The sequence below is a fragment of the Streptomyces sp. NPDC051963 genome (assembly GCF_044593495.1).
GTDB lineage: Bacteria > Actinomycetota > Actinomycetes > Streptomycetales > Streptomycetaceae > Streptomyces.
This window is the reverse complement of record NZ_JBIUCC010000006.1, coordinates 286,301-298,406: the sequence shown is the minus strand read 5'-3', so window position 1 is coordinate 298,406 and position 12,106 is coordinate 286,301. Positions and strand designations below refer to the sequence as shown.

The 12,106-nt window shown below is 69.1% G+C and carries 9 protein-coding genes; 3 read left to right on the top strand and 6 right to left on the bottom strand.

Annotation, left to right across the window (positions count from 1 at the left end; translation table 11 throughout):
- Positions 1 to 73: 73 nt before the first annotated feature.
- Entirely contained in the window at positions 74 to 649 is a 576-nt protein-coding gene (locus ACIHFB_RS25860; RefSeq protein ID WP_365281921.1) for an XRE family transcriptional regulator, read from the top strand.
- Between the two features lie 18 nt (positions 650 to 667).
- Positions 668 to 1,729: a low specificity L-threonine aldolase gene (locus tag ACIHFB_RS25855; protein WP_365281920.1), complete on the top strand. Its 1,062-nt coding sequence runs from the start codon at positions 668 to 670 to the stop codon at positions 1,727 to 1,729.
- Positions 1,730 to 2,196: 467 nt separating this feature from the next.
- Here ACIHFB_RS25855 and ACIHFB_RS25850 read toward each other — a convergent pair whose 3' ends face one another.
- The gene (locus ACIHFB_RS25850) at positions 2,197 to 2,811 is read right to left on the bottom strand and encodes a TetR/AcrR family transcriptional regulator (RefSeq protein ID WP_365281919.1); all 615 of its coding nucleotides are present in this window, start codon (positions 2,809 to 2,811) and stop codon (positions 2,197 to 2,199) included.
- A gap of 61 nt (positions 2,812 to 2,872) precedes the next feature.
- On the opposite strand from ACIHFB_RS25850, the gene ACIHFB_RS25845 reads away from it, so the two are divergent.
- Positions 2,873 to 4,267: a flavin monoamine oxidase family protein gene (locus ACIHFB_RS25845; protein WP_400128046.1), complete on the top strand. Its 1,395-nt coding sequence runs from the start codon at positions 2,873 to 2,875 to the stop codon at positions 4,265 to 4,267.
- Between the two features lie 78 nt (positions 4,268 to 4,345).
- Here ACIHFB_RS25845 and ACIHFB_RS25840 read toward each other — a convergent pair whose 3' ends face one another.
- From ACIHFB_RS25840 to ACIHFB_RS25820, 5 genes are all read right to left on the bottom strand, one after another.
- On the bottom strand, positions 4,346 to 6,658 hold the full coding sequence (locus ACIHFB_RS25840; RefSeq protein WP_400128045.1) for a glycoside hydrolase family 3 C-terminal domain-containing protein: 2,313 nt from the start codon (positions 6,656 to 6,658) through the stop codon (positions 4,346 to 4,348).
- Between the two features lie 228 nt (positions 6,659 to 6,886).
- Positions 6,887 to 8,455 carry a family 20 glycosylhydrolase gene (locus tag ACIHFB_RS25835; protein ID WP_400128044.1) on the bottom strand — a complete coding sequence of 523 codons (1,569 nt, stop codon included), beginning with the start codon at positions 8,453 to 8,455 and terminating at the stop codon, positions 6,887 to 6,889.
- Positions 8,456 to 8,514: 59 nt separating this feature from the next.
- The gene (locus tag ACIHFB_RS25830; protein ID WP_365281915.1) at positions 8,515 to 9,396 is read right to left on the bottom strand and encodes an ATP-binding cassette domain-containing protein; all 882 of its coding nucleotides are present in this window, start codon (positions 9,394 to 9,396) and stop codon (positions 8,515 to 8,517) included.
- Positions 9,393 to 11,057 carry a dipeptide/oligopeptide/nickel ABC transporter permease/ATP-binding protein gene (locus tag ACIHFB_RS25825; protein ID WP_365281914.1) on the bottom strand — a complete coding sequence of 555 codons (1,665 nt, stop codon included), beginning with the start codon at positions 11,055 to 11,057 and terminating at the stop codon, positions 9,393 to 9,395. Before ACIHFB_RS25825 ends, ACIHFB_RS25830 begins: the two co-directional genes overlap by 4 nt.
- A gap of 98 nt (positions 11,058 to 11,155) precedes the next feature.
- Positions 11,156 to 12,097 carry an ABC transporter permease gene (locus tag ACIHFB_RS25820; protein ID WP_365281913.1) on the bottom strand — a complete coding sequence of 314 codons (942 nt, stop codon included), beginning with the start codon at positions 12,095 to 12,097 and terminating at the stop codon, positions 11,156 to 11,158.
- Positions 12,098 to 12,106 lie beyond the last annotated feature (9 nt).

Here is a 12,106-nt window from a genome sequence, read left to right as displayed (position 1 = left end):
AACGAACGCGAGGTTCAGTATTCTCCGCCGTTTGGTATAGTGAACGCATGGTTCATTCAATCAGGAGCCTCTGATGACGCCCTCATCGTCCGGCCGTCAGCCGGTGAGCAGTACCGCTGCCGCGGTCGGCGCGAAGATCCGCCTGCGCCGCCAACAGCGCGGCATGAGCGCAGCGGAGATGGCCCGGCGTGCAGGGCTGAGCAAGGCCACGCTGTCGCAGCTGGAAGCCGGGAACGGCAATCCGACGATCGACACGCTGGATGCGATCGCGATCGCCCTGCGTATCCCGATCGCCGACCTACTGGCACGTGACGCCGACACCGGGCCGGTCTTCCGGCCGGCCACGGACAGCGAGCCCGGCGAGGTCTCCCGGGAATTGCTGCGCCGTATCAGCAGCGGCAACAGCCTGGAGATCTGGCGGCTGCGTATTCCGCCCGAGACGGAACTGCCCGGCGTCCCGCACGCCACCGGCACGATCGAGCACCTGCTCATCGCCGCCGGGCATGTCACCGCCGGCCCGGTCGACGCCCCGCAGGATCTGGGCCCCGGCGACATGCTCGCCTTCGCCGGAGACGCCCCGCACTTCTACCGCACCGGCGCCGAGGAAGTGGACATCACCGTCGTCTTCGCCTCTCCCATCAGCACCTGACCCACAAGGAAGACCCTCATGAGCGCCACCATCGCCACCACCCCCTCCAGCCGTGCCTTCATCAGCGACAACATGGCCGGGGCATCTCCCGAGATCGCCCGGGCCGTCACCGACGCGGCCGCCGGACAGGTCCTGCCCTACGGCAACGACCCCTTCACCGTCGGCGCCCGGCGTAAGCTCGGCGAGATATTCGAGCGGGACGTCGATGTCTTCCCGGTCTCCACCGGGTCCGCCGCCAACGGCCTGAGCCTGGCCGCCCTCGCCCCGCCGTGGGGCAGCGTCCTCTCCCACCCCGACAGCCACATCAACCACGACGAATGCGGCGCACCGGAGTTCTTCAGCAGCGGTGCCAAGCTCGTGGGCGTCCCGGGCCAGGACGGCAAGATCGACCCCGAAGCCTTGCGGGCGGCGGTGCGCCGCCGGGCAGGCGACGTGCACAGTGTGCAGCCGTCCGTGGTGAGCATCAGCCAGGCCACCGAGAGCGGCAGTGTCTACACCCTGGAGGAGATCCGGACCCTGTCCGCCATCGCCAAGGACGCGGGGTTGCGCGTCCACATGGATGGTGCGCGCTTCGCCAACGCCCTGGTCCATCTCGGCGCCACCCCGGCCGAGATGACCTGGAAGGCCGGTGTCGACGTCCTGTCCTTCGGTGCCACCAAGAACGGCGCGATGACCGCCGACGCGATCGTCTCCTTCGATCCCGAGCTCGCCTCCGAGCTCGCCTTCCGCACCAAGCGCGCCGGCCAGCTCGCCTCCAAGATGCGCTTCCACACGGCCCAGGTCGACGCATACCTCACCGACGACCTGTGGCTGCGCAACGCCCGCCAAGCCAACGCGATGGCCACCCGGCTCGGCGACGGCCTCAAGGCCATTCCCGGCACCGGCCTACTGGCGGCACCGCAGGCCAACATCCTCTTCTGCAGCCTGCCCCAGCAGGTCACCGAAGGACTCCTCGCGGAGGGCTACGCCTTCTACCACGACCGCTGGGAGGCGGGGATCGTCCGGTTCGTCACCGCCTTCTCCCACAGCGCCGACGACATCGACCAGCTCCTCGACGCGGTCCGCCGCCACACCCGCTGACCAACGGCCCGGCGAAACGGCTCGGTCGCACCAGTACGGGGCCCGTCGTCATAGGGCTGGCCTTGAACGGCCTCGGGGAACTTCGGTACAGCGGCTCACGCCGAAGGGCTGGTAGCGGTCGAGGAGTTGGCGGTGCGCCCCGGGCAGGAGGTCGGCGACGGCGGTGCGGATGGCGCCATGGTCGCGGGTGAGGGGGGCGATGGACCGGCCTTCCAGGTAGCTGACGCGCACGACGCCGGTCGTCGGTCTTCCCGGCCGGGACGACCGGGCGGCGCCAGCCCTTTCTGCCCTTCGCCCCACCCTCGGCGGCCCGCAGCCCGTCGTAGGTCCAGATCCTCTACGTGCCGACGGGCCGCGCTCGCTGTCGTCGAGATTGCCGCCATGGCCCAGGTCGACATCGCTACCGTCCACGTCGCCGGCCTGGCCCTGCCCCGGAACTTCTCGTGGGTGATGCGTCATGCCCGGAGCTACGAAGTCTGGAGCGAGCTGATCATTTGCCGGGCGACGAGCCCGGCATCGCGTCGCGCCGTCGGCTGGTTGTCGGCCTCGGCGATGCCCCAGGCGAGCTCGGTGAGCAGGCCGTAGACCGCGCGTGTCGCCATCTCGACCGACATGGGCGTGGCCAGCCCGCTCTCGACCAACGCCTCTATCGCGGTGCGCAGCAGGCCGCTCATATAGAGGCCATCGAGCTCGCGCCAGCGGGTCCAGCCCAGGGCGATCGGCCCCTCCTGCAACACGATCCGGAGGTAGGCCTCTTGAGTGCACTCGTCGAGGAACAGGTCCACGGCGCGGAAGACCTGCTCCCAGGGTTCGGCCCCGTCCTCCGCGGCCTTGGAGGCGACTTCGGCGAATCGGTCGGCGAGCCCTCGTTCGACGTCTTCGAAGATCGCCTCGAAGAGCCCTTGCTTGCCTTCGAAGTGGTGGTACAGCGCTCCGCGGGTCAGCCGCGCCGCCTGCACGATCTCCGCGGCGGAGGTCTGGGCGTAGCCCTGCTCGACGAACAGGCGGCGGCCGCAATCGATGAGCGCCCCGCGGGTGCTGTCCGCGTATTCCTCGCGGCGGCTCTTGACGTGGTCATCCATGACCCACACATACTACATACATGGTGTATCTGAGATTCAGTATGCATGGAGAGGTCGTGTGATGAGCGATGTGATCGTCGTCGGGGCGGGGGTTGCCGGGCTCACCGCCGCACGGGAACTCGTGGCCGCGGGCAAAGAGGTCCTCGTCCTGGAAGCGCGGGACCGCGTCGGCGGGCGGCTGCTCAATGAACGGCTGCCCGGTAGTGATGAGGTGGTCGAGGTCGGCGGGCAGTGGCTCGGGCCGGGCCAGGACCGCGCGCTGGCCCTGACCGCTGAGCTCGGACTGAAGACGTTCCCCACGTATGACCGTGGGGACAAAGTCGCCGAGTTCGGCAGCAAGCTGGCCCGGTACAGCAGCCGTATACCGAAGATCAGCCCGCTGGCTCTCGTCGACATCGCGCAGGCGCAGCTCCGCCTGGACAAGGACGCGCGTCAGATCCCGCTCGACAAGCCTTGGGAGGCGCCGAACGCCGGCGAGCTGGACAAGCGGACGTTTGCCGACTGGCTGGACCGCCGGACCCGCACCAAGACCGGCCGCGCCTTCTTCCAGCTCGTGACCGAGGCGGTATGGGCTGCCGATCCCGGCGACATGTCGGCGCTCTGGGCCCAGTTCTACATCCACTCCGGTGGCGGTCTTGACTCGCTTCTCAATACCAGTGGCGGTGCGCAACAGGACCGGGTCGTCGGCGGGACGCAGATGATCGCGACGATGATGGCCGACGCACTGAAGGACCGGGTGCTGACCGGGATGCCGGTCTCGGAGATCCGCTGGGATCCGCAGACGGGTTCGGAGGCGGGTGAAGTGTCCGCGAGCGGCACAGGGCCGGGCGTCACGGTCGTGGCCGCCGGCAAGGAGTTCCGTGCCGGACACGTGGTTGTCGCAGTGCCGCCGCCTCTGGTGTCCCGCATCCGCTTCGCCCCGGCCCTGCCCGCCCTGCGCTCACAATTGCTGCAACGGCTCCCGATGGGCTGGACCATCAAGGTCAACGTCGTCTACGACGAGCCCTTCTGGCGCGCCCAGGGCCTGTCCGGGCAGGCGAACAGCACCTCCCGGCCGGTGGGTACGGTCTTCGACAACACGCCGCCCTCCGGCTCGCCCGGCGTGCTCGTCGGCTTCTTCGAAGGCCGCCACGCTCAGACGGCGGCCCGGCTCTCTCCCGCGGATCGTCACCGCCTCGTCCTGGACAATCTGGCCGCCTACTTCGGGGCCGAAGCCAGCAACGCCGTCGGATACATCGAACGCGACTGGGCCGCCGAGGAGTACACCGGCGGCTGCTACGGCGCGTTCGCCACGCCGATGACACTGACCCGCTTTGGACCGGAACTGCGCCGTCCGGTCGGCCACCTGCACTGGGCCGGTACCGAGACGGCGACCAGGTGGGCCGGGTACATCGACGGCGCGATCGAGTCGGGCCTGCGGGTCACTGAGGAGATCCTTGCCGCGATGGTCCGATGACGCGTGAACGCGTATCAACACCTTGAGGCGGTGTGGGCATCGGGCCCACACCGCCCCAATTGCCGTTCAGGCCGTGCCCTATTCGGTCTGTTGCGCGGCCTCGACCAGCGTCGCCACCACTTCAGCGGTCAAACCGATGTTGAATCCCTCGAACTTGGCGAGCGGAATCGCGCGCGCCATCTCCAATATCAGCGGGTTCGCGGTGGTGAGCTGTGCGGCGGCCGGCGACTGGCCCAAGGCGTCGGCGATGAGTCGGCTGCCGACCGGATGCGTCAGCCACGTACCGAGCGTCGACATCGGGCCGAGCTGCTCGACGACGTTGTCGCCGGGGGTCACGAGTTGGGCGCGCAGTCGGATGTCCCGGGAGGACGCGCCGATCTCGACCGTGAAGGTGCCTGCGTCGAAGCGCCAGTCCTGCCTGGACGCTGACCACCAAGCCAGGTCACGGCCTGTCAGGGCGAACCGCACGACGCCCGATTCGCCGGGCGCCAGACCGATTTTGGTGAATCCGCGCAGCTCGTGTCGCGGCCGCGTCGGGTGCGTCTCGTCGAACGCGACATACAGCTGTGCGACTTCCTCGGCAAACAGTCGACCGGAGTTGGTGATGGTCGCGGAGACCGCCCACGCGTTCTCGCCGGTCTTCTCCACCTCAAGGTCCGAGTAGTCGAAACGGGAGTAGGTCAGGCCGTGCCCGAAGGGGTAGGCGACGTCGGCGCCGAGGGTGTCATAGTGGCGGTAGCCGACGTAGCGGCCCTCGCCGTGGACGACGTGGCCGTCGGTACCGGGGAAGAACAGGTGTGAGGGCACATCGGCGAGCCGGTGGGGGATCGATTCGGTGAGGCGCCCCGACGGGGAGTGGCTGCCGAGGAGCAGGTCGGCGATCGCCGTGCCGCCTGCCTGGCCGCCGAGCCAGCCCTCCAGGACCGCGTCGGCGGTGTCCTGCCACTCGGACACGGACACGACGCCGCCGTTGGCCAGGACGACGACTGTCCGCGAGCAGACTTCGGAGACCGCGCGCAGCAGCGCAATCTGCTCTGCGGGCAGGTCGATGGTGGTGCGGTCCTTGCCCTCGGACTCGGAAATGTCCGGCAGGCCGAGGAAGAGGACCGCCACGTCGGCCGACTGTGCGGCCGTCACCGCGTCCGCCAGGAGGTCGGCGTTGTCGGCCGGCTGGGCCGACGGCTCGGCTGCCCTGTCCTCGTCCGGTTCGAGGAAGGCCAACAGGTCAGTGCTGAGCAGGGGGTAGCCCGGCGAGAAGGTCAGCTCGGTGTCGGGGCCGACAGCACCATGAAGCGCGTCCCAGGCCGTGTCCAGCCGGGTCGGGACCACGTGGGAACTGCCCTGGCCCTGGTACCGGGGGGTGCGTGCGAGCTCCCCGATCACCGCGACCTTCTGGCGTGCAGCCGGGTCCAGCGGCAGCAGGTCGCCGTCGTTCTTCAGCAGTACGACCCCGGCGCGGGCGGCTTCCCGGGCCAGCTCGTGGTGCGCGTCCACGTCCCAGTCCTCGTACCGCTCGGCCCGTGCGACGCGCCGACCGAGCTCGACCAAGCGCTGGCCGGCGGTCATGACGACCGCCCGGTCCAGACGGCCGTCCTCGACCGCAGTGACGATCTCGGCGTCGGTGCCGGTCGGCGGCATCTCCAGGTCGAGCCCGGCTGCCAGTGCCGCCACGCGGTCGTTCACCGCACCCCAGTCGGACATCACCAGGCCGTCGAAGCCCCACTCGTCGCGCAGGACCTCGGTGAGCAGCCAGTGATTCTGGCTGGTGTAGACACCGTTGAGCTTGTTGTAGGAGCACATCACCGTGTACGGCTTCGCCTGTTTCACGACATGCTCGAACGCAGGAAGGTAGATCTCCCGCAGCGTCCGTTCGTCGACGTCGGCGCTCACCCGCATCCGGTCGGTTTCCTGGTTGTTGGCGGCGAAGTGCTTGACGCATGCGCCGATGCCCCGGGACTGGATGCCGTTCACCAGCGCCGCGCCCATGATGCCGCTGACGTGCGGGTCCTCGGAGAAGTACTCGAAGTTCCGTCCGCACAGCGGGGAGCGCTTGATGTTGACGCCGGGCCCGAGGATCACGTCCACGCCGAGCGCTGAGGCCTCGCGGGCCAGGGCCGCGCCGACCCGGCCGGCCAGTTCCGGGTCCCAGGAGGAGCCCAAGGTGACGGCCGGGGGGAAACAGGTGGCCGGGACGCTCGTCGCCAGTGCGAGCGAGTCCTCGGCGTGCGGGTTCTGCTTGCGGATTCCGTGTGGGCCGTCCGACAAGGTCAGGGGCTTGATCGAACCGGTGATCCCGGTGGTCTGCCAGGTGCTGCGCCCGGAGGTGAGTGAGGCCAGCTGTTCAAGTGACAGGTTTTCGAGGGGGATCTCGGCGTGCGGGTCGGCGGTCATGGGGGCTCCAAAGTGGGTGGGACCAATGGCGGAAGCACGGGAAGCCAGGGCTCCGTCACCAAAACCTACTAGTCATTCAGTTTTCATGTACAGGGCTCCAACCGGTCCGGGCCAATCACCTTCTTCGGTCTGATGCAACGCCCGCACCGGCCTGCCGACCGTCCCCTTGAATGACGGCCAGGGGCGGGCCTCCCCACTCATGGGAGGCCCGCCCCTGACGAGGCCCGGTCAGCGCCAGTCCACCTCCGTGGACAGCAACGCCGTCACCCCCCTCTCCCGCCACAGCCGGGCCTGGCCTGCCAGCCGCTCGCGGTACTCCTCCCACCGCGGAACCGCACCAGTCCATGCCACATTGGCCACTCCCGCGAGCCGGGGCAGCAGCAGCGTCGTGAGATCGTCAAAGTTCTTGATCGTCTCGCCGAACAGCGTCGCCTCGATCCCGGCGACCTGCTCCGGCGCAAGGCCGTAGGCAGTGGGGTCCCAGGCCGCGGCATATCGAAGATCCCGCGGCCGGTATGCGAAGCCGAGCCGCTCGGCGCCCTCGTGGCGATCCGCGGGGACCACGGCGAGGTCATAGGGGCGGTCCAAGTACAGGTGAGACTGGGGGGACAGCAGCACCCGTGCGCCACCGTCCACGATCCGGCCGAGGTCGTCGTCGGTGGATGCGAAAACCCCGGCCAGCGCTCGTACGATCGGCATCGTCATGCCGGCCTTCACCAACTCCGGCCGCAGCGCCAACTCCTCGTCGCTGTCCGGCAGTTCCATCATCGGCACGTCCACCCACCACTGCGCGATCTCCCCCGGACCGATACCCGCCCGGGCGGATTCCTGCCAGCCCAGCGGCTGCTTTCCGCACGCGCGAATCAGCTCGCGGGCCAACACGACAGCCTCCGTGAACCGTTCACCGTCCATGCCCAGGGCCTCGTCCCCGCCGAAGTGGATGAAGGCGCCCGTCGTCGCCCGCGCCACCTCCGTCAGCACCTCGGTCACGAACGCCCGAGTCACCTCGTCACGCGGATCCAGCGGTGGTGCGAACGGCGCCCCTTCCGGCACCCACGCAGGCAGGCCCACCGTGCCGAGCATCGGGTAGGCGCGAAGCGCCGCCGCACTGTGACCCGGCAGGTCAATCTCCGGCACCACCGTCACGAACCTCTCGGCGGCGTACGCCTGCAGCTCCCGGTATTCCGCGACGGTGTAGTGCGGCCGGCCCGCCGTCAGCTCCGGGCGCCCCGGAATCTCAATACGCCAGCCCTCATTGTCGGTCAGGTGCAGGTGCAGCACGTTCAGCTTGTACAGCGCGGCCAGGTCGATGATCTTTCGTAGCTCCCCGACAGGCAGGAAGTGCCGCGCCGGATCCACCATCAGACCCCGCCACGCGTATCGCGGCGACTCCTCGCTCCATCCGCACGCCAGCCCCTCCGGCGGTGCGGCCACGAGCAGATGCAGGGCCGACACCGCGGCTCGGAACACCCCTTCGGGGGTGCGGGCCTGACAGAGGATCCGGTCGGATTCCACCGTCAGCCGGTAGCCCTCTTCCGGCTGCGCTTCGCCGCTCGGCGGCACCCCGAGGGCAGACGGGGCCGGGCCGACGTCGGCAAGCGTCAGCCGGAGCACCCCCGCCGGGACCGCTCGTCCGTCGGCTGAAGCCGCCTCCAGGTGCGGGGCCACCAGTTCACGGACCGTCGCAGCCACCCGTTGCAGTTCCTGACTCTCTGTCAGGACACGCCATGGCCGCCCCACCGGGCAAAGCCCTTCGGGCGACTCCCCGGCGGATGGCGCGGGTATGGCAGCATTCATCGGCGTCTCCTCTGCGGCCTTGGGGCAGGTCCGCCCCCATGAGGACGTTCATTGCATGGTCATCGCCGTTTCGTCGGCCCACTCGCCGATTCAGCCTGTGCCAGGAGTCGTCGCTCGGCGCGCCGCGCGGCCTGGCGGTAGGGGTCCGGCAGCGGCGATGCCGTCAGTAGCCGTCGGGTATAGGGGTGCTGCGGGTCGGCGGTCACCTGCCTGGCGTCGCCCTGCTCGACGATCTCACCTTGGTGCATCACGGCTACTCGGTCGGACAGATGGCGGACGACGGCGAGGTCGTGCGAGATGAACACATAGGCGACGCCGGTATCCGCCTGGATCTCCCGGAACAGGTCCAAGATCCGGGCCTGGGTCGACAGGTCCAGGGCGGACACGGGCTCGTCGCACACGATCAGCCTGGGATTCAGCGCCAGAGCTCGTGCGATGGCCACGCGCTGGCGCTGGCCGCCGGAGAACTCCCGGGGGTACCGCTCAGCGGAGTTCGAGGGGAGATGGACCCGGTCCAGTAGCTCCTGGACCCGGGCTCTGGCCGCGGACGTGCCGAGCGTTCCCCGGGCAGTGAGCGGCTCGGCAAGGGTCTGGCCGATCGTCAGGGAGGGGTTGAGCGAGCTGTACGGATCCTGGAAGACCACTTGGAGGTCGCCGGCCAGCGCGCGGCGCTCCCTTCGCCCGACGTGGGAGATGTCGCGGCCGCGGAAGAGGACCGACCCGCCGGTGATCTGAGCCAGGCCGAGGATCGCCCGGCCCAACGTGGTCTTGCCGGAGCCGGATTCCCCGACGACGCCGAGGGTCTCGCCTGCCGCGACCCGGATCGACACGCCGCGCAGGGCGCGGAACGGCCGGCTGCGGAAACGTCGGCCGCGGTAGGCGACTTCGAGGTCGCTGACTTCGAGGAGCACCGGTTCCGGCGTGACGACAGCACTGGTCACGGCGTCCCCTCGGCCTCGTCGAGGATCATGGACAGCAGCGACTGCGTATACGTGTGACGGGCCTCGTGGAAGATCACGTCAACCGGTCCGGTCTCGACGATCCGGCCGTCCTGCATGACCGACACCCGGTCGCAGACGTCGGAGACGACGCCGAAGTCATGGGTCACGAGCAGCACTCCCATTCCCTTCTCCTGGCGCAGGTCGCGCAGCAGATCGAGCACTTCGGCCTGGACTGTCACGTCGAGCGCCGTGGTGGGTTCGTCGGCGATCAGCAGGTCCGGATCGCAGGAGACGGCTCCGGCTATCAGAACCCGCTGAGCCATTCCGCCGGACAGTTCGTGCGGGTAGGCCTTCATGGTCCGCTCCGGATCGGGGATGCCGACGCGCGTCAGCAGACTGAGCGCGTTGGCCCGAGCCTGCGCGCGGGAGAGGCCGAGGCGTACACGCATCGGCTCGATGAGCTGAGACCCCACCGAATAGCAGGGGTCGAGATTGCTCATCGGTTCCTGTGGGATGTAGCCCATGCGCACACCGCGCAAGGCGTCGCGGTCCTTGTCCGGCAAGCCGACGAGTTCCGTGCCGTCGAAGCGCATGGATCCGGCCGTGACCCGGCCGCCCTCGGGCAGCAGTCCCAGCACGGCGAAACCGGTCTGTGTCTTTCCGGAACCGGACTCGCCGACCAGTCCGTGCACCTCACCGCGGAGGATGGTGAAGTCCACGCCGTGGACGACGTCACGGATTGTTCTGTCGGCCTGGCCGTAGCCGACGCGGAGGCCTGACACCTCCAGGACCACCTCGGACATCACGGGCGCGCCGCCGTGAACGACGGCTGGGAGCGGGGGACTCGCCCCGGCGTCGACATCAGGATCTTGGCCGGACGACCGGGAGCTGAGTTCGTCGCGCAATCCCACTGCGACGAGCGTGAACGCCACGCACACCAGCCCGACGGCCAGGCTCGGCCAGAGCAACAACAGTGGCTCGGTGCCGACCAGTTGGAACCCGTCGTTCAGCAGTGAGCCCCAGGTCACGATCGTAAGATCGCCCAGCCCGATGAAGTCCAGACCGGCCTGGATGCCGATCGCCGCGCCGGCCACCATGGCGGTCTGGATCACGACCGGCGCGCGCACGACGGTGAGCACGTGACGGCGGATGATGCGCGTGTCCGACAGCCCGGACACGCGCGCGGCGTCCACGAACAGCTCTTCCCTGACCGCGTGTACCGAGGAGCGCACCATGAGGTAGAACATCGGCGACATCAGCACGCCGACGATCGTCATGGACGTCCACAGGCCGGGGCCGATCACCGACCGGGCTGCGAGCAGGACGATCATCCCGGGCATGGCCATGATCAGCGAGACGGTCCAGCTGGCGACGGCGTCGAACCACCCCTTGAAATAGCCGGCCACCAGGCCTGAGGTGATCCCGATGGCCGCGGCCACGGCCACGGCCAGCGTGGCCCCGGCCATGCTGTATCGGCAGGCGTAGATCAGCTGGCTGAGCACGTCCATGCCGGCCTGATCGGTGCCCAGCAGGTGGCTACCGCTGGGATGCCGCAAGGACTCGGCGATGTCGCCTTGGCCGCGTTTGTAGGGAGCGATCCACGGGGCTGACAGCGCCGTGAAGACGGCGATACCGAGGATGACCAGGGAGATGGCGGACAACGGTTTGCGCCACATGCCGCTTCGCGCCATCGGGCTCGCGGGACCATCGGGGCTTCCGGGACTGTCCTGTGGCCCCCGGGGCCCGGTCGCGATCTCGATCACGTGAGCCTCACCTTCGGGTTGAGCCAGCACAGCACCAGGTCGACGGCCAGGTTGACGATCACCACGATCACGGCAGTCATGACGACCAAGCCCATGATCAGCGGCAGGTCGCCGGTGCCGGTCGCGGTGACGGCGAGCTGCCCGATGCCCGGCAGGGCGAAGAGTTGTTCAACGATCACCGCGCCGCCGAGCAGGCCGATGAGCTGCATGCTGAGCGTCACCAGCGCCGGCCCGCCGGCGTGCCGGAGCACATGGCGCAGTAGGACCCGGCGTCTGGACAGCCCACGGCTGCGCAGCGTGCGGACCCAGTCCAGATCCAAGGCGTCTTTGACCGAGCCCCGCACCTGCTGCGACACGTGGACCACGGCGGCGATCGACAGGGCGACCACCGGGAGAGTGATCGAGGACAACCAACCGCTGGGGGAGTTCTCGAGTGGGACGTAGCCGGTCGTCGGGAAGAGCCTGAGCCGGATGGAGAAGAACGTCACGAGGAACAGTGCGACCACGAACCCGGGGATCGCGGATCCGACCACCGAGAACACCTGGAGGAGCCCGTCCACCCAGCCGCCCCTCACCGCCGCCCACAGGCCGAGGCCCACCGCGACGACGATGGTGACGAGCATGGTTCCCAGCACCAGGGACAGGGTGACCGGCAGCCGGGCGGAGATCGCCTGCTGGACGTCCTGGCCGGTGAACCAGGAGCGGCCGAAGTCCCCGTGCACCGCGTGGCCGGTCCAGTCCACGAGCCGTGCCACGACCGGACGGTCCAGTCCCAGCTCGTGGTTCTTGGCGGCGACCTGGTCCTTGGTCGCGGTGGGACCCAGGACCGTGCGGCCGACATCGCTGGAGCCGAGGTAGAGCAGCAGGAACGCGGATGCGGCGACGGCGGCCAGGAGGACCACGCCTGCACCGAGGCGCCGGACCACGTACGTCAGCATGGGGGTCCC

Bases quoted from the DNA above. Each gene is read 5' to 3' on its own strand.
- ACIHFB_RS25860 (WP_365281921.1), top strand. From the start codon at position 74: ATGACGCCCTCATCGTCCGGCCGTCAGCCGGTGAGCAGTACCGCTGCC.
- ACIHFB_RS25855 (WP_365281920.1), top strand. From the start codon at position 668: ATGAGCGCCACCATCGCCACCACCCCCTCCAGCCGTGCCTTCATCAGC.
- ACIHFB_RS25850 (WP_365281919.1), bottom strand. From the start codon at position 2,811: ATGGATGACCACGTCAAGAGCCGCCGCGAGGAATACGCGGACAGCACC.
- ACIHFB_RS25845 (WP_400128046.1), top strand. From the start codon at position 2,873: ATGAGCGATGTGATCGTCGTCGGGGCGGGGGTTGCCGGGCTCACCGCC.
- ACIHFB_RS25840 (WP_400128045.1), bottom strand. From the start codon at position 6,658: ATGACCGCCGACCCGCACGCCGAGATCCCCCTCGAAAACCTGTCACTT.
- ACIHFB_RS25835 (WP_400128044.1), bottom strand. From the start codon at position 8,455: ATGAATGCTGCCATACCCGCGCCATCCGCCGGGGAGTCGCCCGAAGGG.
- ACIHFB_RS25820 (WP_365281913.1), bottom strand. From the start codon at position 12,097: ATGCTGACGTACGTGGTCCGGCGCCTCGGTGCAGGCGTGGTCCTCCTG.